Genomic DNA, 21689 nt, shown 5'->3' on the forward strand with positions numbered 1-21689 from the left:
TGGGCAGACATCATCGTTGCTCCTTCGTCGAGGTGGATTCGATATGGGGTGCGAGTGCGGCGACGCGGTCCGCGATGTCGTCGAATGCGGCATCGAATGCGGCGTCCGTCCCGTCTCGGACGGGATCTGGGATCGACCAGTGCAGCTGCGCGAGACCGCCGACTTCTTCGTGGGCGGTATCGCAAACCGTGATGATGAGGTCATCGACGTCCACGACATCTTGGAGGTTTCGCGGCTTGGATGCCGCCAGCGCCAGATCATGGCGACGCGCCGTGGCTATCGCTCCTGGCTCGATTCGCGCCGCCGGGTGGGTTCCCGCTGACGTTGCCGGAACGGTGCTGGCGGCCTGCCACATGGCGGCTGCGAGCTGGGACCGGGCCGAGTTGCCCGTGCAGACGAACACCACGCGCCGAGCAGCAAGTCGGGGCGCCGGGACGAGGTCCTCGAGTGCGTTCTCCGTCAACCGGAGGTAGGTGCGCCGCCGATCAGCATCGGAGCGTGAGCGAATCAAGAAGCCGCTGCGCTCCAGCACACCGATGTGGTGCGCGAGGAGGCTGGAGGAGATATCGAGTTGGCTCTGCAGCTCGCTCGGCGACACATCGCCGATCGTCAGCAGATCCACGATCCGGAGACGCATTGGATCGGCCAGAGCGGCGAAACGGCCGACCCGAGCCTCGAGTGTCATTAGCTCAATGTTCATTGGGTTAATCTTGACTGAGCTAACACCGATAGTCAAGGATGAAGCAAATGAACACCACGCTCCCACGGCGCGCCGCTGCCGAATTCCTCGGCACCGGTCTCCTCGTTGCGACGGTCGTCGGTTCGGGAATCGCCGCGCAGCACCTGTCGCCTCACGACGTGGGGCTTCAGCTTCTGGAGAACTCGCTGGCGACGGCGCTGGGATTGGCCGTGCTGATCATGGTGTTCCAGGCGGTGTCGGGCTCGCACTTTAATCCGCTGGTCACGCTCGCCGATCGCACTCTAGGCGCAGAACTCAGCGCAGGTGTCATGGTTACCTACGCGGCCGCGCAAATCGTCGGGGCCATCGGCGGGTCCGTTCTCGCCAACACGATGTTCGCCACTGCGACGTCGATCTCGTCGACCGAGCGAGTTTCTCCCGGCCACCTCCTGGGCGAAGTGGTCGCGACTGCAGGGCTTCTGCTGGTCATCTTCGCCCTGGCTCGCACCGACCGGGTTGCGGTCATCGGCCCCGCAGTCGGCGCATACATCGGTGCCGCCTATTGGTTCACCTCTTCAACCTCGTTCGCAAACCCCGCCGTCACGATCGGGCGGATCTTCACTGACACCTTCGCCGGAATCGCCCCAGCCTCCGCACTTTGGTTCCTTCTGGCCCAACTCATCGGGGCCGTGATTGGCGTCGTTCTCGTCTTCCTCTTCTTTCCGTCGACTCGAAAGGTCTCAGCATGACTCATCTCGCCATCATCGGCGGTTCCGACGCCGGCATCTCGGCCGCGTTGCGGGCCCGCGAACTCGACTCAAGCGTCGACGTCACGGTTGTCGTCGCCGACGCGTACCCGAACTTCTCGATCTGCGGGATCCCGTACTACTTCACCGGCGAGGTCGCCCCGTGGCAGTCACTCGCCCACCGCACCCACGCAGACCTCGAAGCCACCGGCATGACACTGCGGCTTGACACCTTTGCCACCGATATCGACGTGACGGGGCAGCGACTCGAGGTTCGCACCCCGTCTGGTGCCACCGAGAGCATTCCCTACGACGAGCTCATCGTCGGCACCGGCGCGCTGCCCTCCCACGCCGGGATCAACGGTCTCGACCGACTCGGCCCGCAGGACGGCGTGCATGTCATTCATTCGATGGGCGACACGTTCGCGCTCGACCAAGACCTGAACGCACGACAGCCTCGATCGGCGATCATCATCGGCGCGGGCTACGTCGGTCTGGAGATGGCCGAAGCCTTCATCACTCGCGGGATGGCCGTCACGCAGCTCCAGCGAGGATCCGAGGTTCTCTCCACCCTCGACGCGGAACTCGGCAGCCTCGTCCACGACGAGCTGAGCGCTCACGGCGTCGACGTCATCACGGGAACGACCGTGCATGCCGTCGACAAGACCAGCGCGGGTCTCATCGTCAGCGGCAACCACGAGGGAGCACCCTTCAGCCGCACCGCCGACCTCGTCCTCGCTGTCGTCGGAGTGCGACCGAACACCGACCTGCTCGAGCGCGCAGGAGCGGGACTCGGTGCGGGGCGTGCAGTCGTCGTGGACGACCGGATGCGCACCGGACTCCCCCACGTGTGGGCGGCCGGCGACGGCATCATCACGCACCACCGCCTCCTCGACATCACCTACCTCCCCCTCGGTACCACCTCCCACAAGCAGGGGCGCATCGCGGGCGAGAACGCCCTGGGCGGAGACCGCGCCTTCCAAGGCTCCGTCGGCACTCAGGTCGTGAAGGTGTTCGATGTCGTGGCCGCCAGGACGGGGCTGCGCGATCGGGATGCGGTCTTCGGGGGCTTCAATCCATTGACGACGTCATCGTCGGCGGATGACCACAAGCGCTACTACCCTGGTGCGCATCCGATCCATTTCCGCATCACCGGTGACATGAGCGATGGACGCCTTCTCGGGGCCCAACTCGTCGGCCGTCGCGGCACGGAGGTCGCCAAGCGCGTCGACACGTTCGCCACGGCTCTGCACGCAGGGCTGACGGTCGACCAGGTGAGTGACCTAGATCTCTCCTACACGCCTCCGCTCGGCTCACCATGGGACGCCGTGCAGGTCGCCACACAAGCGTGGTCGCGCGCCGCCCTCTTGGTAGGGACGAGCGCATGAGCCCCTCGTCCACAGTGCTCTTCATCTGCCAGCACAACGCCGGCCGCTCTCAGCTCGGCGCGCACCTGCTGAACGACCTCGCCGTGGACGGTGTGCACGCGACGAGCGGCGGTGTGGCACCCGCAGATCGAATTAATCCGGTCATCGTCGCCGCACTTGCCGAGCTTGCGATCGACACGGGTTCGACGATGCCTCGCGCTGTCACCGCTGCCGACCTCACAGACGCCGACATCGTCGTCACTATGAAGCCCGGGCTGCACCTCCCCGGTCCGGTGGCGGGGCAGCTGGTTGAGTGGGAGTTCCCCGACCCTGACAACTGGGAGATCGAGGGCGTGCGGGACCTGCGAGACCGCATCCTCGCCCAAGTGCGCGAGTTGGCAGCGGAGTTGTAGCGCCGGTCGGATCCGTGAAGGGGCGACGCAACACGGCAATCGCCTTCTCCGGATCGCGCTCAACTACCGCATGCCTCCGAAAGGCCCAAGCGGCTGAGCGACGTATGCACCGCGAGTAGAGCAATGAGAATAGATGATGCACGCAGGCACTCTTAGTGACTGGCTCGCGATCCCTTGCGATGTCTGGGGTCTCGTGTAAACCAGGTTGCATGGCACGAAGCCGGTATACGAAGCCAAATGCACGTCGCGAGGAAGCCTACCGCCGCCAGCGCGAGGCGAATGATGCCGCGGCCGCCGTCGCTCGGGATCGCGCCAACACCTTGCGGGAGACCGACAGAGCCGCGCAGTCGGCTCGGGAACTCGAGGAGCTATGGGGCGGTCGGGAGGACGGCCTCACCCGCTTGCGCGACATCTCCAAACAGCTCGAGAAGCTGCACCGCGCCGAGGTTGTGCTGCTCCGAGAACGCGATGATCTCGTCGGCGCTTTGAGGCGCGTGGACGTATCTTGGTCGCTGCTCTCCCTGTGGTCCGGGCTTAGCCGTCAGGCGCTCAGCAAGAGGCGCTCTCGAACTCCGGGCTTGTGAGTTCAACCGGATCTCGGAGCGGGAATAGCGACCAGTCGACGATCGCGCACCTGAATCGCGACTGCCGAACCAGACGCGCGCCCCAAAGCTAAGCACTAGGACCCGACGCCGGCAGCTCGGGGTGCCTTGCACGCGAGCTCAGACACCTTCGATCATGTGCGACGTGAACGGAGTTGAGTAATGTTCGCGGGCTCAGCGACGCCGTCGTGGGTCGATCCCGCCCAGCGGTGAAGTCGCTCAGGATTCGTCCCAAGATCATGAGCTGCGCGCGCGAACGTGGACGTCGGATACACCTGAGCAAGAGCTTGCTTCAACAGGAGTGGCTTTTCGGCGGCAACGCTGACGGGCTCATCGAATCGCCAACCCCGCGAGGAGTGCTGAATCTGCAGAATCCGCGCGCGCTCGTCACTGATCACATCTAGGACCTGCGCCCGCTTGATGATTGCCGCGATCGAGATCCCGTACTCAGACTTCAGAGTGAGGTAATCGCGAAAGGTCGAGTGTTCAAAGACACGATCGACGATGACTTTGCGGGGCAAGAGTAGAGCCCCACCGAAGTCGTACGCAGCCCGCTCCTGCGGGCTTCGAGTCGAGCAACTGATTGACGGTGCGTCTTGGTCGAGCACCAAGTGGCCAACCTCATGCGCAATCGTGAGCCGCTGAACATCACCTCGAGCCACGGAAGCAAGAGCCACCACAGGACGCATGTTGCGTGCAGTCGGCATCGTAATGCCAGACACATCGGCGCGATCATGCGCGAATTGTGCGTCGTCGAGCTCTGTAACGACGCCGATTCCCATCCGCTCGAGCAGTCGCGTCAGATTTCGAACAGGTTCGGTCGCGTTCAGTCCAGCAGCGATGCGAAACCGCTCGCCTGCGGTCTCGGGTTCAAGGCCGGCGAGATCTCTCAGCACAGACGCATCGCGGTATCCCGATGCCTCACTCACCGCGGCAAAGACTCGAGATGCCTCCTGATAGAGAGCAGTAATGCGATCGCGTTCTGGGGCTCGCGTCGCCGACTTCCGGCGAAACGCAGCGGGTCCAAGCGGAACTGTCGTCGACGGGACCTGAAAGAACGCGATTGGCTCGCCAAACTTCTCACTTGCAAGATGCGCGAGTTCAGCACTCATCAGTTGGTCGCCTCGCTCAAGCCGCGACAATTGCGACTGGGTGACCTCGAGGCGCGCCCCGAACTCTTTTTGCGTAAGCCCGTGGATGTGTCGGAGAGTTTCGAGTCGGGCGCCGTTGTAGGCGTCAGACACTGTCAGTCTCCTCAGCGTCGATATCGACCTCGAAGAAGTTCTCGTGCTCGTCGGCGCCCTCGAACGTTGCTGCCATGGCAGCCTCGTCCCGCAGCACGGGCACGTCGAAGTCGCAAGTCACGGTGCCCTTGTACTCTCCAGGATCGACCGTGTGAACAATCCGCATCGCAGAGGGCTCGGAACGTGAGTTGGTAAGCAGGAGGAAGTTGCGATGTGCGTCCGATTCCCCATGGAGTCGGAACATAGGGATGGCACTCCAGGCCGCCCGACGCGCGCGACTTGTTCCAGCGTGCGGCACACCGTCCTTGGTCACTTTGCTCTCCGAGAGCACGCGCAGGCTAGCGCCGAGGTCTGGGTGGCGCAGGATGAGCTGACCGCCGAGCCGCGAGTTACCGTCGATGATCCACTCATTGGGAAGCGGCGCCATGCTCAGGTTTGCGCGGAACGCCGCTCGACGGTAGAACGCATGCGCATGCGGCTCCTGATTCTCAGGGAATCTCACCTTGGCACGCGTTTCCGCCACGGCAGAGTCGAAGTGCTCGTACAGCGTCGAGCTGAGAAGTGCACCTTCACGAATGATGATCCGCCGTGTTACATCGTCGAGCATGTTATGCATGCTACCGGTTGCAGCGCATATCTCGCAACTGAATGTAACACCGGCGTGTCGGGCGAACTGGGCGAACTTGCGTCGAACGGCTGAAGCACCGGGACGCGTGCGGGTGCCGCCGCGAGTCCACGCCCGCACAAGTGCTGGGTTCGCGGCGCGGGGCGCCTCTTCGCGGCGTGACCCAGCTAGGCTCCCGGTGACCTGTCACGCGCAGCGCCCTGCGGGCCGGGAGCCTAGCCGGGTCATGCAAAGACGAAACCCCGGCGATGTGACCGTAGTCAGGGATCGTTCCGGGGTCTTCGTGAGCAATAGTACATCGAAGATGCTGTGCGTCCACCGAATTGACGTGAGATGTGACCAACTATCCAGCTCTGCTCACCTTCCTAACAGCTGAGCGTCTCAACTCGTATCTGGCCGCCACAGACGGGGATCTTGCGCGTGCGTTCGAGCTGTACGAGTGGAACATGCGGGCATCCGCGAGCGTCATGGAACTCACCTCAATGGTGGAGGTGCTCGTGCGGAACGCACTGGATAGCCGTCTTGTCAGCTGGGCTGAGACGAAGGGTGTCGAATCCTGGTTCGACATCGCGCCACTCGACAGCCAGGGCACGGCTGACATCCGCAAGGCTCGAGAACGGGCTACACAGTACGGGCGGCGACAGGAAGTCCACGGCCGCGTGATCGCGGAGCTGTCTTTGGGGTTCTGGCGCTATTTGGTCGAGGGGCGCTATCTAACCTCGCTCTGGGTACCTTCAACCCATGCCGCGTTTCCGCACGGATCGACCGACATCCGAAGGCGTCAGCGCGACGTCAAGTTTCGACTCCAGCAACTTCACTTCGTTCGCAACAGAGCGGCCCATCACGAACCGATTCATCAGCGCCAACTTGACAAGGACATCGCCGCTGCTTTCGACCTCGCTGATTGGGTGGGGCACGAACCGGGCGAGTGGATCAGGGCTACTGGCTCGCTGCCGAGCGTCTTGGCAGATCGCCCGATTTAGGACGAACGGTTTCGCCGAACAGATCAGCCATGACTTGATCGTCTGGAATTCGACGCCGCCGCCAAATTTGAGTTTCCGGATCACGATGTGGAACAGAGCCATCGACGCGTCGCTGGCTCACCGAGCACGTTTAGTGGCACATCTACTGGCACAGTTAAGCACGACACGCCGTGCATCTAAAGGCACGGGGATGCAGGCTGTGCCATTTTTCGGAGCACCGAAAAGCCCGGAATTACGCGGCAAAAGGGCCCATTCGCACCCCCAAAAATGAGAGTTCGAATCCCCCATCCTCCGCCATCACCTCTTCTGATCAGAGGTTTCCTCTGCGGACGAGACCCGCTCCGGCGGCATCCGCCAGGCCGACAGCAGGCTGTCGCGGTCGTTGCTCTCGAGGTCCGACCGGCGCTTCTGCGCCCACACCTGGCACGCCAGCCGGTAGGCGGGCTCGTAGCCGTCCGGATTGCCGACCTCGAGCGCGAGGCGGATCAGCTGCACCCGCTGCGCGCGGGTGGGCAGCGTCAGATCCTCCCCGATCTCGGCCCTCGCCCACCGGCGCAGCCGGGCGTCCAGGACGAGCAGTCCGGTCAGTCGCACGAGCAGTCCCGCGACGACAGCGCTCACACCGACGACGATGAACGGGATGCTGCCGATGACGATGCCGGCGAGGGTCACTCCGACCCCTCCGACGTACAGCGGAATGCGCACGCTCCACAGCAGGAGCGTGCCGAAATGGCGTCCTTGAGTGCCCACGTGGTGATCCCCCCAGATCACGGCGCCGTGCCGGCGCCCGCCTTCACGATACATGCAGGTGAGTACATCGACCAGGCCGGTCTCCCCCGCCCCTCCTGCCCGGCGAGCGGTGGGAGGCGACACCCGCGCCACACCCGGGATCAGCCGGTGCCGTGCGATCGATCCGCACGGCACCGGCCGCCGGATCAGGCCAGGATCGTCTCGGTGAGGCGCGACAGCGGCTCGGCGAGCGCGTTGATCAGGTCGATCAGCTCGCGCTTGTCCGCCTCGGGAAGCTGGGCGTACGGGATGAACCCGCCGGTCAGCGAGCCGTGCACGGCGAGCGAGGCATCCAGGTCGGTGAACCCGCGGTCGATCGAGGTCACCAGCGCCTTGCCGGAATCGCCCTTCGAATCGGCGAAGTCGCGTACGAGCGAGAACGCCATCTTCGCGCCCTCGACGTTGGCGGCGAAGTCGTAGAGGTCGGTGCCCGACCACCAGTCCTCCTCGCCGGTGATCTTGCCGGTGGCGACCTCGTCGAGCAGGCTGATCGCGCCGTTGGACAGCGTGCCGACGCCCTGCGACTCGAGTGTCGTGACGAACTCGGGCGAATGCACGTAGTCGTACAGCGACTGGATGTCGGTGACGAGCTGTGCGCCGTAGGCGGCCCGCTCTGCGGGGGTCGAGGGCGCCCAGTCCTTCCAGGCGGGGGCGCCGTCGACGTTGAGGGCGTCGGCGGCCGGCACCCACAGGTCCTTCTCGATGCGGTGGAAGCCCGTCCAGGCCATGCCCTCGGCGACGGCGTCGACCTCGCGGTAGTCGATCTTCGGGTCGAGGTCGCCGAGCGTGCCGGCGACCGGCTCGATCCGCTCGTAGTACGAGCGGACGATCGGGAACTGCGCGCGGGCGGCCGCGTCGTCGCCGGACTCGTAGGCGGCGGCGAACGTCTTCGCGGCGGGGAGCAGCTGCTCGACCTGGTCCTTCACGAACGCGGTGTAGAGGGTGACGGCCTGCTGCTTCTGCTGCGCGTCGTCGCCGGTGACGGCCACCGCATTCCCCGTGACGGTGAACGCCGCGCGTCCCACGCCCTCGCCGACCATGCCCGGCTTGCAGAGGGTGAAGTAGTCGCCCGGCTGCGCCGTGACGGTGAGAGTCCGACTCGCGCCGGGGGCGATGTTCTCGATCTCGCCCACGATGCGCAGGCCGTCGGAGGCGAGCAGATAGAACTCGGTGATCTGCTCGCCGCCGTTGATGACGGCGAAGGCGAGGTTTCCGCTCGTGGCGGTGGCGGTCGAGACGGCGCAGTCGCTCGTGGTGGAGTTCACCGTGAGCGCGGCGGCGCCCGCCGCATCGGCCTTGGCGACGCAGCCGGCGAGCGAGACCGCGAGGGCGGCGACGGCCAGCGGTGCGAGGAGGGCGAGAGGGCGACGGTTCATGAGCGTCCTTCAGGGAGGGGGGCGGGGGCCGGTGCAGGAGCGGAGGCCGACGACGAGACGGAGGAAGAGGAGGAGGTGGATGCCTGGGGCCGCGGTCGCCGCGCGCGCAGCTGCCCGCGCACGAAGAACGCGCCGACCACGGCGAGGTAGCCGACCCAGGCGATCACCTGGATCCACGACATGCGCGGCATGAAGCCCACGGTCGCCTGGAGCAGGGTGGCCAGCGTGCCGCCCGGCGCGATCACGGCGGTGAGATCGAAGGCCCAGCCGAGCGGAAGCGCCGACAGCCCGACGGCGACGGCACCGGTTGCCGGGTCGACCGGAGCGCCGGCGGTGAACGGGCCGGGGACGACGCCGGCCTCCTGCAGGTCTTTCAGCGCATAGGCGAGCACACCCGCGGCGGCGATCACGAGCACGACGCCGGTCCAGGCGAAGAACACCTGGAGGTTGATGCGCAGCAGGCCCTTGGCGAGCAGCCATCCCGCGGCGACCGCGATCGCGAGGCCGACCAGGGCGCCCAGGAGCGCGTCGGGGGTGTTGCCGAAGGACTGCACCATCGACCACAGCAGCAGGGTGGTCTCGATGCCCTCTCGCGCGACGGACACGAAGCCGATCACGACGATGCCCCACAGGCTCGCCCCGGCCAGCGCGCGGTCGACGCCGCCCTGCATGGCCGAGCGCATGTTCTTCGCGGTCTTCTGCATCCAGAAGACCATCCACGTCACGAGGGCGACCGTGACCAGCGAGAGCGAGCCTCCGATGATCTCCTGCGCCTGGAACGTGAGCGAGTAGGCGCCGAAGGTGAGGACGGCGCCGACGACGACGGCGAGCGCCACGGCGAGCCCCACGCCCAGCCACAGCCGGGGCAGGACGTCGCGACGGCCGATCTTCGTGAGGTAGGCGATCAGCATCGCCACGACGAGGGCGGTCTCGAGCCCCTCGCGCAGGCCGATGAGAAGCGTGGCGAACACGGGGCTCCTGCGACGGGAAGGACGAGATGAAGAGAGGTTAGGCAAACCTCACCTTGCTACTTTATTGAGCAGAGGCTCGTGGGGCAAACGTCAGCGCCGGATCACGCACGTCTTAGAGTCGTCTGAGGACGCGAGGGCCAGGGTGACCGGCGGAGGTGGACGATGGCGCAGAGCCGACCACGGCTGCTGCTGGTGGAGGACGATCCCCAGCTCGGACCGATCATGGCGCAGGTGCTCGACGAGGTGTACGAGGTGACGCTGATCGCCGACGGCGAGGCCGCCCTCGCCGAGGCGGACGGCGGACTGTACGACGTGATGGTCGTCGATCGGCGGCTGCCGTCGATGGACGGCATCTCGATCGTCGAGACGCTGCGCAGAGCCGGCGTCACCGTGCCGATGCTCATGCTCACGGCGCTCGGAACCGTGCAGGACAAGGTGCGCGGATTGGATGCCGGGGCCAACGACTACCTCGTGAAGCCGTTCGAGTTCGAGGAGCTCTTCGCACGCCTGCGCGCCATCCGCCGCGTCGGCTCGGGCGAGGGTCCGTTCGTGCGCATCGGGGAATGGGAGTTCTACCCCGATTCGCGCGCGATCTACTCGCCGTACGACGGGCGCACGATCCTCACCGACCGCGAGAGCGAGCTGCTGAAGCTGCTCGCCGTCAACCCGCAGCGCACCTTCGGGCGCGACGAGATCCTGCGGGCGGTGTTCTCCGCCGACGACACCCCCGGCACCGTCGACACCTACGTGCACTACCTGCGCCGCAAGACCGACCCCGACATCGTCACGACCGTGCGCGGTCGGGGATACCGGCTGGGCATGTTGTGAACCGGCGATCGGCCCCGCTCGACCCCGACGCGCGTCTCGTGCGTCAGGCGTCGTGGCGGGTGGCGACCACCATCACCGTGGCCGTATCGGCCCTCGTCGTCGCCGTGCTGATCGCCGCACTGTTCGTCGTGTTCACCCAGGTGTCCCCCGTCGACCTGTTCGGTCCGAATCGTCAGGAGACGATCGTCGACGTGGGCGGGCGCGACATCCTCGGATGGGGGCTGGTGATCGGCGCGATCGCGATCGCGCTGGCGGCGACCCTCAGCATCCTGGTCACCCGTCGCGCGGTCGCCCCGCTGGTCGACGCCCTCCGTCGGCAGCGCCGGTTCGTCGCGGATGCCTCGCACGAGCTGCGCACGCCGCTGGCGATCGTCGACGCGCGCATCCAGATGCTCGATCGCGCGCTCGCCCCCGACGACCAGCATCGCGAACTGGTCGCCGAGCTGCGCGCCGACTCGCGTGCGCTCACCGGCGTGGTCTCGGACCTGCTCGACGCGATCGACGTGCCGCCGGCCGGGCCGGTGGCTCCCGTACCCGTCGAGCGCGTCGTGGGCTCGGCCGTGTCGGCGATGCGCGCGCTCGGCGAGGAGCGCGGGGTCCCCGTGGCGCTCGCCCCCATCCCGCCGGGGCTCACCGTCGCCGTCCCCGAGGCGAGTCTGCACCGCAGCCTCGTCGCACTGCTCGACAACGCCGTGAAGCACTCCCCCGCCGGACGGCCCGTGCAGGTGGCGGTGACCTCGACCCGGTCGGAGGTGCGCATCGACGTCGCCGACCAGGGCGGCGGCATCCGCGGGATCAGCCCTGAACGCGTGTTCGATCGCTTCGCCCGGTCCGCTGACGCGGTCGACGGCGGCGGCAGCGGCCGCACCGGATTCGGGATCGGCCTCGCGCTCGTGCAGGACACCGTGAGCCGCTACGGAGGATCTGCCGCGGTGACGGCCACCTCGACCGCAGGCACCACCATGACCCTGCGGTTCCCGCTCGGTGCAGGATCGCGCAGCCGCTGAGCGGTCAGGCCTGCACAACTCCCGCGCCGAGGAGCACCAGCAGCACGCCGCCCAGCAGGACGCGGTAGATCACGAACGGCAGGAAGCTGTGCCGCGAGATGTACCGCATGAACAGGGCGATCACGCCGAGGGCGACGACGAACGAGATCACGGTCGCCCACGCGGTCTCGGGCAGAGTGAACAGGCCCGGCTCGTTCCAGCTCTTCGCGAGCTGGTAGAAGCCGCTTCCGAACACCGCCGGCACCGCGAGGAGGAACGCGTAGCGCGCGGTCGCCGCCCGCTCGAAGCCCATGAAGAGCCCGGCGGTGATCGTGCCGCCCGAGCGCGAGACGCCGGGGATGAGGGCGAGGGCCTGCGCGAAGCCGAAGACGGTGCCTTGTCCGATCGTCATCTCCTCGAGCCGGCGGCGCTTCGCGCCCACGGCGTCGGCGATCCCCAGCAGCACGCCGAACACGATCAGCATGATCGCCACGATCCACAGCGACCGCAGCACCGACTCGATCTGCTTCTGGAACAGCAGCCCCAGCACCACGATCGGAAGGCTGCCGACGATGATCAGCCACCCCAGACGCGCATCCGGGTCGTTGCGCGGCACCCGGCGGACGAGGGAGGCCGCCCACCGGGTGACGATGCGCACGATGTCACGCCAGAAGAACACCAGCACCGCGGCCTCGGTGCCGATCTGGGTGATCGCGGTGAAGGCCGCGCCCGGGTCGGCCGTGCCGAAGAACAGCCCGGCGATGCGGATGTGCGCGCTGGAGGAGATGGGGAGGAACTCGGTGAGCCCCTGGACCAGCCCGAGCACGATGGCCTCGAAAAGATGCATGGGATGGATCGAACGGCGTGCGCTCTAAGAAACCGCCCAGACGCCACGCAGACAGCGCTAGGCGGGCGGCACCGGCTTGCGCGTGTCGGATCCGTGGCCGACCACGACCAACACCGAGGCGACCGCGGAGGCCGCCAGGATCGCCGCCAGCACGACGATCTGGAACTGGGCGGCCTCGAACGGCGACAGACCTCCGAAGATCGCGCCCACGAACGCACCGGGCAGCACCACCAGGCCCGTCGTGCGGGTCTGGTCGATCCCCGGGATCATCGCATCGCGCGCCGTGCGGCGCGCCAGGTCGAGACTGGCCCGGCGCGGGCTCGCACCGAGGGCGAGCCATCCCTCCACCTCGTCCCAGTGATCTGCGCGGGATGCCGCGAACAGGCGTCCGGTCAGCGCAGCGACGCCCATCGCGCTGCCGATCACGATCGCCCCGACCGCGAGGGCGTACCGCGGAGTCAGTGCGAGCGCACCCGTGCCGAACACGCCCGCGAACGCGACCCCGACGCCGGCGCCCATCGCCACCAGCACCACGACGGCCGAGCGCATCGACCAGCCACCGCGCCCGGTTGCCACCGACACCGCGACGAGGAACATCACCGCGAGGGCGAGCGCGATCCACCGCGCGTCGGAGATGATGCCGCTGAGGATGAGGCTGAGCAGCGCCAGCTGCACCACGCCCCGCACGACGGCCAGCGCCGCCGTCCACCACCGCGGCACCCGGAACCCCGCCAGCACGACGGTCGCCACGGCGGTCAGCACCAGGACACCGACCAGAGAGGGGAGGAGGCCGGCGGGGGTGTTCACCCTCCGACCGTACCCATGAGCACGGCGCCTGGCGCCCGCCCGTGATTCTTAGAGCGGTCTGAGCGCAGCATCCGTAGCGTCCTGCCCTGTCATGGACATCATCCACATCCTCGCCGGCTTCGGCCCGCTCGCGCTCGTCCTCGTCGGCCTCATCGTCTTCGTCGAGAACGGCCTGCTGTTCCCCTTCCTCCCCGGCGACAGCCTCGTCTTCGCCGGCGCCGTGCTGGCCGCGGCGATCGGCGTGCACTGGGGTCTCGTCGCCGCCATCGCCGCCGTCACCGCGATCGTCGGCGGCGAGGTCGGCTTCCTGATCGGCCGACGCTTCGGACCGCGCCTGTTCCACCCCGGTGCGCGCGTGCTCAAGGAGCGCTACCTCGTCGAGACCGAGGTGTTCTTCGCCCGATGGGGGCGCCTGGCGATCGTGCTGGCCCGCTTCGTGCCGATCGTGCGCACCTACGTCGCCCCCGCGGCGGGGATGTCGACCATGCCGCACCGCGACTTCTCCCTGTGGAACGCGCTGAGCGGGCTGGTCTGGGCGGGCCTGCTCGGCGGCGCGGGCGCGCTGCTGGGGTCGATCCCGTGGGTCGCGGCGAACATCGAGTGGATCATGCTCGGCATCGTCGTGATCACGATCGCGCCGATCGTGATCGGCCTCCTCGCCCGCCGGCGTCGCGAGAAGGCCGCCGCCGCGGTCGACTGAGCACGCCCTCCCCGGCTGAGGTACCGTGGACGCGACCGGGAAGGGAGCGGCGCATGGGTGAGCATCTCCCGTCCTGGCTGAGCCTGCTCCTGACCCTGCTCGGCGCCGCGGCACCGGCCGACCCGGGCGCGTGGGGCCTCGCCGTGGCGCTGGTCGCCGCCGTCGTGGTGATGGCGGCGCTGGTCGCCGTCCCGCTCCCGCATCCCTCCTCCGCCGCCGGTCCGCACCCCCGGCGCGCCATGGACCTCTCCTCTCCGCTCACGCAGAGCGATCCGGATGCCTCGGGCCACCCGCGCCCGAGAGCACCGGGAGTCGCGGCCTCGGCCGCGTCCTGACCCGCGCGCCACCGGCCTTCCCGCGAGGAAGGCGGTGCTGCGGCATCCGTTCACGGCCGATCGACCCGACCCTCGATCGCTCCCACCGAACGGATGACCATGAACCTCTTCGACCTGCCGCCCCTGTCCGCCCTGCTCGACTTCGCCTCCACGGGCCTGTCCGCCCTCACCGCCCTGCTCGACCCGGTCGCCGGCACCGCCGCCGCGGCGGCCGCGATCGTCGCGGTGACCCTCCTCGTCCGTGCGCTGCTGATCCCCGTCGGCGTCGCGCAGGCGCGCGCCGAGCAGACCCGCGCCCGCCTCGCCCCACGACTGGCCGAGCTGCGACGCCGGCACCGCGCCGACCCGGAGCGCCTGCAGCGCGAGACGATGGAGCTGTACCGCCGCGAGGGTGCGTCGCCGGTCGCCGGCTGCCTCCCGCTGCTCGCGCAGGCGCCGATCATCGGCCTGCTGTACGCGGTGTTCCTGCATCCGACCATCGCCGGACACCCGAACACCCTCCTCGAGGAGACGCTCCTCGGTGTGCCGCTCGGCTCCGGGCTCGTGCCGTCGCTGACGAGCGGCGCGCTCGATCCGGCGGCGTTCCTCGTGATCGGCACGCTCGTCGTGCTGATCGCGGCCGTCGGCGAGCTGACGCGGCGACTCTTCCGGCCGGCGACGCCGCTCGTGCCGGAGGGCGCCCCCGCGGGCATGCCGATGGCGGGGATGCTCGGGATGCTGCAGTTCGCCACCGCGGCGGTGGCCCTGTTCGTCCCGCTCGCCGCCGGGCTGTACCTGCTCGTGACGGTGAGCTGGACGCTCGGTCAGCGGCTCGTGCTGCGTCGGCTCTTTCCGACACCCGTGTGATCCGCGCAAACCGCTGGGGGGTCAGTGACGAAGAACACTCGACACCTTTGGGGGACACGCCACCATGACTCTGGCCATCATCGGGTTCCTCGGGGGACTCATCACGGGCATATCGCCCTGCATCCTGCCGGTCCTGCCGGTCATCTTCCTCACCGGCGGTGCGCAGTCCGCGCGCTTCGACAAGAGCACCGACGGGCCGCCGCCGGCATCACGTTGGCGGCCGTATCTGGTGGTGCTGGGACTGATCACCAGCTTCACGATCGTGACCCTCGTCGGGTCGCTCATCCTCGGCGCCCTCGGGCTCCCGCAGGACATCATCCGCTGGGTCGGCATCGGCGTGCTGGTGCTCATCGGCGTCGGCCTGCTGATCCCGGCCGTGGAGCGACTCCTCGAGAAGCCCTTCTCCTGGATCCCGCAGAAAGAGGTCTCGAACCGCCGCAACGGCTTCGCCGTCGGCCTCGCCCTGGGCGCCGTGTTCGTCCCCTGCGCCGGACCCGTGCTCGCGGCGATCATCGTCGCCGGCTCGACCGGTCGGATCGGCATCGAGACCATCGTGCTCACCGCGTCGTTCGCGATCGGCGTCGCCATCCCGCTCCTCTTCTTCGCGCTCGCCGGGCGCGGCCTGTTCGAGCGCATCAAGGCGTTCCGCTCCCGTGAGCGCGGCCTGCGCATCGCGGCCGGCGTCGCCATGATCGCCCTCGCGGTCGGACTGGCCTTCAACGTGCCGCAGGCACTGCAGCGTCTGCTGCCCGACTACACGGCCGGCCTGCAGGACCAGCTCGCCGGCAGCGACGCGGTGCAGAAGGCGCTCGATCTCGGCGGAGTGGTCAACGACGAGAACAAGGACCTCTCCAAGTGCACCGACGGCGCCGCCCAGCTGGAGTCGTGCGGGACCGCCCCGAGCATCAAGGGCATCGACTCCTGGTTCAACACGCCCGGGAACGCGCCGATCGACCTGGCGAGCCTCAAGGGCAAGGTCGTGCTGATCGACTTCTGGGCGTACTCGTGCATCAACTGCCAGCGCAGCATCCCGCACGTCGTCGCGTGGAACAAGTCGTACGCGGATGCCGGGCTCCAGGTCATCGGGATCCACTCCCCCGAGTACGCGTTCGAGAAGAACGCCGACAACGTCAAGTCGGGCGCACAGGGCTTCGGGATCACCTACCCCGTCGCGCTGGACAACAACCTCGACACGTGGACGAACTACCGCAACCGCTACTGGCCGGCGCACTACCTGATCGACGCACAGGGCGTCGTGCGTCACATCGCCTTCGGCGAGGGCAACTACGCCACGACCGAGAAGCTCATCCGCGAGCTGCTGCAGCAGGCGAACCCGAACGCGCAGCTGCCGGCGGCCACCGACGTCACCGACACGACCCCTGACGTGAGCAACATCACGCCCGAGACGTTCCTCGGATGGACGAAGAAGGTCAACTACGCCGGGGACACGAAGTACACCAGCGGACCCGGGACCTTCACGGTTCCGCAGAACCAGCCTGCCGACACGTTCGCACTCAAGGGGGACTTCACCCTCGAGTCGCAGTACGTGACACCGACGACGACGGATGCCTCGATCGTGCTCAACTACAACGCGTCGAACGTACGCATGGTGCTCGCCGGCTCCGGCACGATCACGGTGCGCGTCGACGGGGGCGATCCGAAGACCATCCCGGTCAGCGGCACGCCGAACTCGTACGAGCTGCGCTCGGGGAGCGCCGGATCGGGGACCATCGAGGTGACGGTGTCGCCGGGCGTACAGGCCTACTCGTTCACCTTCGGGTAGACCCGCACCGGATCGACCGATCGACGGAACGAGGCAGGGGCCGCACGCATCGCGTGCGGCCCCTGCCTCGTGTGCTGCCATGACCAGGATATCGCGGGGGTGGGGGCTTGCGGCAAGGGCCCGGTGGTGAGGCAGAATCGCTCGGCCGCCCTCTCGGGCGCGCTTGGAATCACCCACGAGGAGTCGCCCTGAGCGCTTTCGCCCTGCCCGCTCGCCTGTCCGCCAAGACCGATCCCGCCCTCATCGCCGCGGACGAGCGGCATTTCGCGCGCATCGCCCGCGCTCTCGCGCGGACGATAGCCGACCTCACCGCCCGGCTGGAATCCGAGCGCCTGCGCGCGGGCGGCTCCGGCCAGGCGGCGATGGACCGGGACATCGAGATCCACCGCCTCAGCGCCCGCCTGCGCGCGCTGCGCCGCTTCCGCCTCGACGCGTGCCTCGGACGGATGGTCGGCATCCCGACCGAGGACGATCCCGACCCGGCGCCGCGGTACATCGGCCGCTTCGGGCTCACCGACGACACCGACGGCGCCCGGCTGCTGATCGACTGGCGCGCACCGGCGGCCGAGCCGTTCTTCGGCGCGACCCTCGCCGACCCGATGGGCATCGCCAGCCGCCGGCGCTACCGCTGGAGCGGAGACCGCGTCACCGACTACTGGGACGAGGCGTTCACCGAGGCGGGTCTCGCGCACGGCGCGGGTGCCGGTGCAGCCCTCGACGATCAGTCGGCGTTCATCGCGAGTCTGGGCTCGTCGCGGTCGCCGCGCATGCGCGACGTGCTGAGCACCATCCAGTCCGATCAGGACGCCATCATCCGCGCCGACTCGCGCGGCGTGCTGGTGGTCGACGGCGGACCGGGTACGGGCAAGACCGTCGTCGCGCTCCACCGCGCGGCCTACCTGCTCTACGCGGACTCGCGACTGCAGCAGGGCGCCGGCCGGGTGCTGTTCGTGGGCCCGCACCGCCCCTACCTCGCCTACGTCGGCGACGTGCTCCCCAGCCTCGGCGAGGAGGGTGTGCTCACGTGCACCGTCGCCAACCTCGTCGCGGAGGGTGCGGATGCCGCGCCCGAACCCTCGCCCGAGGTCGCGCGGCTGAAGGCATCCGCCGCCCTCGTCGACGCGATCGAGCCGGCCGTGGCCCTCTACGAGGAGCCGCCGACCGGCACGACCGTGGTCTCGACGCCGTGGTCGCAGGTCGAGGTCACCCCGCAGGAGTGGGCGGACGTCTTCGCGATGCGCGATCCGGGAGCCACCCACAACGAGGCGCGCGAGCAGATCTGGGACGAGCTCGTCGAACTGCTGCTCGCGAAGCAGGACGAGGACGTGGATGCCTCCGAGACGCAGCTGCGGCGCGCGTTCGCCCGCGACGAGGAGCTCACCGGCACGTTCCAGCGGGCCTGGCCGCTTCTGGAGGCCGCAGTCGTCGTCGCCGATCTGTGGTCGGTGCCGGCGTACCTGCGACGGTGCGCACCGTCGCTCACGCCCGGCGAGGTCGTCGCACTGCAGCGCGACGACCCGCGGGCGTGGACGACGTCGGACCTGCCGCTGCTCGACGCAGCCCGGCAGCGGATCGGCGACCCGCAGGCCTCCCGCCGTCGGGCGGCACGGCAGGCGGCGCTCGCGACCGATCGCGAGCGCAAGGCCGATCTGATCGCCGACCTCATCGCGTCGGACGACTCCGAGATGGGGGTGATGTCGATCCTGCGCGGCGCGGACGCGCAGAACAGTCTCGACGACGAGGAGGCCGTGGGCGACGGCATCCCGCTCCCCGATCCCGACCTGCTCGCCGGGCCGTTCGCGCACGTGATCGTCGACGAGGCGCAGGAGCTCACCGATGCGCAATGGCGGATGCTGCTGCGACGCTGCCCGTCGCGGAGCTTCACGATCGTCGGCGACCGGGCGCAGGCCCGGCACGGGTTCACGGAGTCGTGGGACGACCGCCTCGCCCGCGCCGGCCTCGGGAGCGTGCGGACGGCGACGCTCACCGTCAACTACCGCACCCCGAGCGAGGTGATGGCGGCCGCCGAGCCGGTGATCCGCGCGGCGCTGCCCGATGCGAACGTGCCCACGTCGGTGCGCGACAGCGGCGTGCCGGTGCGCTCGGGGGCGATGGCCGAGCTCGACACGATCGTCGAGGAGTGGCTGGCCGCGCACGGCGAGGGCGTCGCGTGCGTGATCGGCGACATCGACCGGGCGGATGCGCCGCGGGTGCGCTCGCTCACGCCCGAACTGGCGAAGGGACTCGAGTTCGATCTCGTCGTGCTGGTGCGACCGGATGCGTGGGGCACGGGCATCGAGGGTGCGGTGGATCGCTACGTCGCCATGACCCGGGCGACGCAGCAGCTCGTCGTGCTGCGCTGAGACCCGGTCGCGCTCAGGCGTCTCGGAAGTCCTCGGGATCCACGTCGTCGAGGAACCGCTTGAACTCGTCGACGCGCTCCTCCTGGTCCGCCTCGTCCTCGACGGTCTCCTCGGCGTCGCTCTCGTCCCCGGTGACCGTGTCGGGGATCCCCGCCTCGTCGAGCACGGCATCGGCCACGTGGATCGTCGCGCCGACACGGCAGGCGAGGGCCACGGCATCCGAGGGTCGTGCGTCGATCCGCGTCGTGCCGGCGGTCGTGCCGAGCGTGATCTCGGCGAAGAACGTGCCACCGTCGATGCGTGTCACCTCGACCGTCTCGACGGCGGCCCCGAGCGTCTCGAGCATCGTGCGCATCAGGTCGTGCGCGAGCGGACGGGGCGTGTCGGCGCCCTCGACGGCGACGAGGATCGATGTGGCCTCCTGCGCGCCGATCCAGATCGGCAGGATCCGCCCCTCGCCCGGCGCCTCGTCGGCCGGCTTGAGCAGGATGACGTGCTGACCCGACGCGTCCAGCGCCACCCCGGCGACCCGCACCTCGACCATCGCTCCATGGTAGGCCGGGATTCTCCGCCATATCCATTCACCGGAATGGATGCTGCGGGCGTACGGTTGCAACCGTCATGCAACGCTTCGGCACTCTCTCCTTCGGCCATTACGGCCCCCTCGGCGGTGGACACTCGCTCTCGGCCGGCGACTCGATGCGGCAGGCGATCGACCTCGCCCAGGGCATGGACGAGCTCGGCGTGAACGGCGCCTACTTCCGCGTTCACCACTTCGCGCGACAGCAGGCCTCTCCGATGCCGCTTCTGGCGGCCATCGCCGCGAAGACGCAGCGCATCGAGGTGGGGACGGGCGTCATCGACATGCGCTACGAGAACCCGCTCTACCTCGCCGAGGAGGCGGCCGCGGTCGACCTCATCTCCGACGGCCGACTGGCCCTCGGCGTGAGCCGTGGGTCACCCGAGTCGGTCGTGCGCGGCTACGAGGCGTTCGGCTACACCGGCTCGCAGGATCCGCGCGGCGCCGACCTCGCCCGCGACCACTTCGACCTGTTCCTGCGCGCGATCGACGGCGAGGGCCTCGCCGAGCGCGACGCGACCTCGCCGTTCGGCGGCGGCTCGGGGCTGCAGCGCATCGAGCCGCACTCCCCCGGACTGCGCTCCCGTGTGTGGTGGGGTGCGGGGAACCGCGACTCGGCCGAATGGGCGGGCCGCATCGGCGTCAACCTCATGTCGTCGACACTGCTCACCTCGGCCGACGGACGCCCGTTCGACCTGCTGCAGGCGGAGCAGATCGACGCGTTCCGCACGGCATGGCGGGAGGCGGGGCATCCGGGTGAACCGCGCGTGTCGGTGAGTCGCTCGATCTTCCCCCTCACCACCGCGGAGGACCACCTCTACTTCGGCGGTCGTCAGGACGGCGATCAGATCGGGATCATCGACGGCATGCGCTCCACGTTCGGCAAGACGTACGCCGCCGAACCCGACGAGCTCATCGAGCAGCTGAAGCAGGACGCGGCGATCCAGGCCGCCGACACCCTCATGCTGACGATCCCGTCGCAGCTCGGCGTCGCGTTCAACCTGCGCGTCATCGAGTCGTTCGCGACGCTCGTCGCCCCCTCCCTCGGATGGGAGCCGACCACGGCATGACGGAGCTGTCGTTCACGAGAGACCCTCGCACGGCCGACGGGGTGATCGAGCGCGACTTCGCTCTCCACGGCGTGCCGGGCATCCTCTGGCTGCCGGAGCTTCCGGCGGCGACCGCCCCCCTCCTGCTGCTCGGCCATCCGGGCGGGCTCGAGGGCATGCGTGCCCGGCTGCGCGGGCGCGCGCAGGCGGCCGCGGTCAGCGGATTCGCCTCCGCCGCGATCGAGCTGCCCGGCAGCGGCGAGCGCACCCCGATCCCGGGCGTGCAGGAGGCGCGCGGCGAGGTGCGGGCGGCACTGCAGGCCGGCGAGCCGGTGAGCGCCGACACCATCGACCGGCTGATCCTGCCGCTGGTCGAGGCATCCGTCCCGGAATGGCGGACCCTGATCGACGCGCTCCAGGCCCTTCCCGAGATCGGCGGTCCGGTCGGCTACGCCGGTGGCGTGATCTCCATCGGGGTGCGGCTGGCGCGGATCGAGCCGCGCGTCGTGGCCGCCGGGCTGTTCGCGGGGAGCTTCGTGCCCCGGGCGATCCTCGCCGAAGCGCGCGAGGTCACCATCCCGCTGCACGTGCTGCTGCAGTGGGACGACGTCGGCAACGACCGACAGGCGGCTCTCGACCTCTTCGACGCGTTCGGGTCGACCGAGAAGTCCCTGCTGGCGAACATGGGCGGCCACACCGGTGTGCCCGCGTCGGCGGGAGAGCACGCCGGGCGATTCTTCGAGCGTCACCTCGGCGCGGTCTGAGGAACC

General features: G+C 68.7%; 23 protein-coding genes. 14 read left to right on the plus strand and 9 right to left on the minus strand.

Annotated features, from left to right (window positions below; genetic code table 11):
* Positions 1–10 precede the first annotated feature (10 nt).
* Positions 11–700, minus strand: coding sequence for a helix-turn-helix domain-containing protein (locus ACSJDX_RS02405; RefSeq protein WP_438353996.1), 690 nt, complete (start codon positions 698–700; stop codon positions 11–13).
* Positions 701–738: 38 nt separating this feature from the next.
* On the opposite strand from ACSJDX_RS02405, the gene ACSJDX_RS02410 reads away from it, so the two are divergent.
* The 4 genes from ACSJDX_RS02410 (at position 739) to ACSJDX_RS02425 (ending at position 3789) form a co-directional block, all read left to right on the plus strand.
* A complete protein-coding gene (locus tag ACSJDX_RS02410) occupies positions 739–1428 on the plus strand; it encodes an aquaporin (RefSeq protein WP_438353997.1) in 690 nt (229 codons plus the stop codon).
* Positions 1425–2813: an FAD-dependent oxidoreductase gene (locus ACSJDX_RS02415; RefSeq protein WP_438353998.1), complete on the plus strand. Its 1389-nt coding sequence runs from the start codon at positions 1425–1427 to the stop codon at positions 2811–2813. The genes ACSJDX_RS02410 and ACSJDX_RS02415 overlap by 4 nt, the downstream gene beginning before the upstream one ends.
* Positions 2810–3205 carry a low molecular weight phosphatase family protein gene (locus ACSJDX_RS02420; RefSeq protein WP_438353999.1) on the plus strand — a complete coding sequence of 132 codons (396 nt, stop codon included), beginning with the start codon at positions 2810–2812 and terminating at the stop codon, positions 3203–3205. Before ACSJDX_RS02415 ends, ACSJDX_RS02420 begins: the two co-directional genes overlap by 4 nt.
* 209 nt (positions 3206–3414) lie before the next feature.
* Positions 3415–3789: a hypothetical protein gene (locus ACSJDX_RS02425; protein WP_438354000.1), complete on the plus strand. Its 375-nt coding sequence runs from the start codon at positions 3415–3417 to the stop codon at positions 3787–3789.
* Positions 3790–3941: 152 nt separating this feature from the next.
* On the opposite strand, the gene ACSJDX_RS02430 is transcribed toward ACSJDX_RS02425, so the two are convergent.
* Positions 3942–5051 carry an XRE family transcriptional regulator gene (locus tag ACSJDX_RS02430; RefSeq protein ID WP_438354001.1) on the minus strand — a complete coding sequence of 370 codons (1110 nt, stop codon included), beginning with the start codon at positions 5049–5051 and terminating at the stop codon, positions 3942–3944.
* Positions 5044–5658, minus strand: coding sequence for a hypothetical protein (locus tag ACSJDX_RS02435; protein ID WP_438354002.1), 615 nt, complete (start codon positions 5656–5658; stop codon positions 5044–5046). Before ACSJDX_RS02435 ends, ACSJDX_RS02430 begins: the two co-directional genes overlap by 8 nt.
* 353 nt (positions 5659–6011) lie before the next feature.
* Between ACSJDX_RS02435 and ACSJDX_RS02440 the strand changes: the two genes are divergently transcribed.
* Complete coding sequence (locus ACSJDX_RS02440) at positions 6012–6659, plus strand: hypothetical protein (protein ID WP_438354003.1); 648 nt, start codon at positions 6012–6014, stop codon at positions 6657–6659.
* A 297-nt stretch (positions 6660–6956) separates the two neighbouring features.
* On the opposite strand, the gene ACSJDX_RS02445 is transcribed toward ACSJDX_RS02440, so the two are convergent.
* The 3 genes from ACSJDX_RS02445 to efeU all read right to left on the minus strand — a co-directional run bounded on the left by ACSJDX_RS02445 (position 6957) and on the right by efeU (position 9795).
* Complete coding sequence (locus ACSJDX_RS02445) at positions 6957–7409, minus strand: hypothetical protein (RefSeq protein ID WP_438354004.1); 453 nt, start codon at positions 7407–7409, stop codon at positions 6957–6959.
* Between the two features lie 185 nt (positions 7410–7594).
* Positions 7595–8824: an iron uptake system protein EfeO gene (gene efeO / locus ACSJDX_RS02450; protein ID WP_438354005.1), complete on the minus strand. Its 1230-nt coding sequence runs from the start codon at positions 8822–8824 to the stop codon at positions 7595–7597.
* Positions 8821–9795, minus strand: coding sequence for an iron uptake transporter permease EfeU (gene efeU, locus ACSJDX_RS02455; RefSeq protein WP_438354006.1), 975 nt, complete (start codon positions 9793–9795; stop codon positions 8821–8823). The genes efeO and efeU overlap by 4 nt, the downstream gene beginning before the upstream one ends.
* A 162-nt stretch (positions 9796–9957) precedes the next feature.
* Here efeU and ACSJDX_RS02460 point away from each other — a divergent pair, with 162 nt between their 5' ends.
* Both ACSJDX_RS02460 and ACSJDX_RS02465 read left to right on the plus strand, forming a co-directional pair.
* Positions 9958–10623 (plus strand): response regulator transcription factor, encoded by a 666-nt coding sequence (locus tag ACSJDX_RS02460; RefSeq protein WP_438354007.1) that lies wholly within the window; start codon positions 9958–9960, stop codon positions 10621–10623.
* Entirely contained in the window at positions 10620–11630 is a 1011-nt protein-coding gene (locus tag ACSJDX_RS02465; RefSeq protein WP_438354008.1) for a sensor histidine kinase, read from the plus strand. The genes ACSJDX_RS02460 and ACSJDX_RS02465 overlap by 4 nt, the downstream gene beginning before the upstream one ends.
* A gap of 4 nt (positions 11631–11634) precedes the next feature.
* On the opposite strand, the gene ACSJDX_RS02470 is transcribed toward ACSJDX_RS02465, so the two are convergent.
* Positions 11635–12456 carry an undecaprenyl-diphosphate phosphatase gene (locus tag ACSJDX_RS02470; protein WP_438354009.1) on the minus strand — a complete coding sequence of 274 codons (822 nt, stop codon included), beginning with the start codon at positions 12454–12456 and terminating at the stop codon, positions 11635–11637.
* 57 nt (positions 12457–12513) lie between these two features.
* Positions 12514–13263 (minus strand): ABC transporter permease, encoded by a 750-nt coding sequence (locus ACSJDX_RS02475; RefSeq protein WP_438354010.1) that lies wholly within the window; start codon positions 13261–13263, stop codon positions 12514–12516.
* A 91-nt stretch (positions 13264–13354) separates the two neighbouring features.
* Between ACSJDX_RS02475 and ACSJDX_RS02480 the strand changes: the two genes are divergently transcribed.
* From ACSJDX_RS02480 to helR, 5 genes are all read left to right on the plus strand, one after another.
* Entirely contained in the window at positions 13355–13963 is a 609-nt protein-coding gene (locus tag ACSJDX_RS02480) for a VTT domain-containing protein (protein ID WP_438354011.1), read from the plus strand.
* A gap of 53 nt (positions 13964–14016) precedes the next feature.
* On the plus strand, positions 14017–14298 hold the full coding sequence (locus ACSJDX_RS02485; protein WP_438354012.1) for a DUF6412 domain-containing protein: 282 nt from the start codon (positions 14017–14019) through the stop codon (positions 14296–14298).
* A gap of 99 nt (positions 14299–14397) precedes the next feature.
* Complete coding sequence (locus tag ACSJDX_RS02490; protein WP_438354013.1) at positions 14398–15144, plus strand: YidC/Oxa1 family membrane protein insertase; 747 nt, start codon at positions 14398–14400, stop codon at positions 15142–15144.
* Between the two features lie 64 nt (positions 15145–15208).
* Positions 15209–16927, plus strand: coding sequence for a cytochrome c biogenesis protein DipZ (locus tag ACSJDX_RS02495; protein ID WP_438354014.1), 1719 nt, complete (start codon positions 15209–15211; stop codon positions 16925–16927).
* A gap of 188 nt (positions 16928–17115) precedes the next feature.
* Complete coding sequence (helR, locus tag ACSJDX_RS02500) at positions 17116–19290, plus strand: RNA polymerase recycling motor ATPase HelR (protein ID WP_438354916.1); 2175 nt, start codon at positions 17116–17118, stop codon at positions 19288–19290.
* A 13-nt stretch (positions 19291–19303) separates the two neighbouring features.
* Here helR and ACSJDX_RS02505 read toward each other — a convergent pair whose 3' ends face one another.
* Positions 19304–19834 (minus strand): bifunctional nuclease family protein, encoded by a 531-nt coding sequence (locus tag ACSJDX_RS02505; protein WP_438354015.1) that lies wholly within the window; start codon positions 19832–19834, stop codon positions 19304–19306.
* 77 nt (positions 19835–19911) lie between these two features.
* Between ACSJDX_RS02505 and ACSJDX_RS02510 the strand changes: the two genes are divergently transcribed.
* Both ACSJDX_RS02510 and ACSJDX_RS02515 read left to right on the plus strand, forming a co-directional pair.
* A complete protein-coding gene (locus ACSJDX_RS02510; protein ID WP_438354016.1) occupies positions 19912–20940 on the plus strand; it encodes an LLM class flavin-dependent oxidoreductase in 1029 nt (342 codons plus the stop codon).
* Positions 20937–21683, plus strand: a complete 747-nt coding sequence (locus tag ACSJDX_RS02515; protein ID WP_438354017.1) for an alpha/beta hydrolase — start codon at positions 20937–20939, stop codon at positions 21681–21683. Before ACSJDX_RS02510 ends, ACSJDX_RS02515 begins: the two co-directional genes overlap by 4 nt.
* Positions 21684–21689: the final 6 nt, after the last annotated feature.

It is taken from the genome of Microbacterium fluminis, from assembly GCF_051549805.1.
Classification (GTDB): domain Bacteria; phylum Actinomycetota; class Actinomycetes; order Actinomycetales; family Microbacteriaceae; genus Microbacterium.

Excerpts from the sequence above, each read along its gene's own strand:
- ACSJDX_RS02485 (WP_438354012.1), top strand. The coding sequence starts at position 14,017 with ATGGGTGAGCATCTCCCGTCCTGGCTGAGCCTGCTCCTGACCCTGCTC.
- ACSJDX_RS02510 (WP_438354016.1), top strand. The coding sequence starts at position 19,912 with ATGCAACGCTTCGGCACTCTCTCCTTCGGCCATTACGGCCCCCTCGGC.
- ACSJDX_RS02460 (WP_438354007.1), top strand. The coding sequence starts at position 9,958 with ATGGCGCAGAGCCGACCACGGCTGCTGCTGGTGGAGGACGATCCCCAG.
- ACSJDX_RS02480 (WP_438354011.1), top strand. The coding sequence starts at position 13,355 with ATGGACATCATCCACATCCTCGCCGGCTTCGGCCCGCTCGCGCTCGTC.
- ACSJDX_RS02435 (WP_438354002.1), bottom strand. The coding sequence starts at position 5,658 with ATGCTCGACGATGTAACACGGCGGATCATCATTCGTGAAGGTGCACTT.
- ACSJDX_RS02515 (WP_438354017.1), top strand. The coding sequence starts at position 20,937 with ATGACGGAGCTGTCGTTCACGAGAGACCCTCGCACGGCCGACGGGGTG.
- ACSJDX_RS02420 (WP_438353999.1), top strand. The coding sequence starts at position 2,810 with ATGAGCCCCTCGTCCACAGTGCTCTTCATCTGCCAGCACAACGCCGGC.
- ACSJDX_RS02410 (WP_438353997.1), top strand. The coding sequence starts at position 739 with ATGAAGCAAATGAACACCACGCTCCCACGGCGCGCCGCTGCCGAATTC.
- ACSJDX_RS02405 (WP_438353996.1), bottom strand. The coding sequence starts at position 700 with ATGAACATTGAGCTAATGACACTCGAGGCTCGGGTCGGCCGTTTCGCC.
- ACSJDX_RS02470 (WP_438354009.1), bottom strand. The coding sequence starts at position 12,456 with ATGCATCTTTTCGAGGCCATCGTGCTCGGGCTGGTCCAGGGGCTCACC.
- ACSJDX_RS02505 (WP_438354015.1), bottom strand. The coding sequence starts at position 19,834 with ATGGTCGAGGTGCGGGTCGCCGGGGTGGCGCTGGACGCGTCGGGTCAG.
- efeO (WP_438354005.1), bottom strand. The coding sequence starts at position 8,824 with ATGAACCGTCGCCCTCTCGCCCTCCTCGCACCGCTGGCCGTCGCCGCC.
- ACSJDX_RS02415 (WP_438353998.1), top strand. The coding sequence starts at position 1,425 with ATGACTCATCTCGCCATCATCGGCGGTTCCGACGCCGGCATCTCGGCC.
- ACSJDX_RS02490 (WP_438354013.1), top strand. The coding sequence starts at position 14,398 with ATGAACCTCTTCGACCTGCCGCCCCTGTCCGCCCTGCTCGACTTCGCC.
- ACSJDX_RS02495 (WP_438354014.1), top strand. The coding sequence starts at position 15,209 with ATGACTCTGGCCATCATCGGGTTCCTCGGGGGACTCATCACGGGCATA.
- ACSJDX_RS02425 (WP_438354000.1), top strand. The coding sequence starts at position 3,415 with ATGGCACGAAGCCGGTATACGAAGCCAAATGCACGTCGCGAGGAAGCC.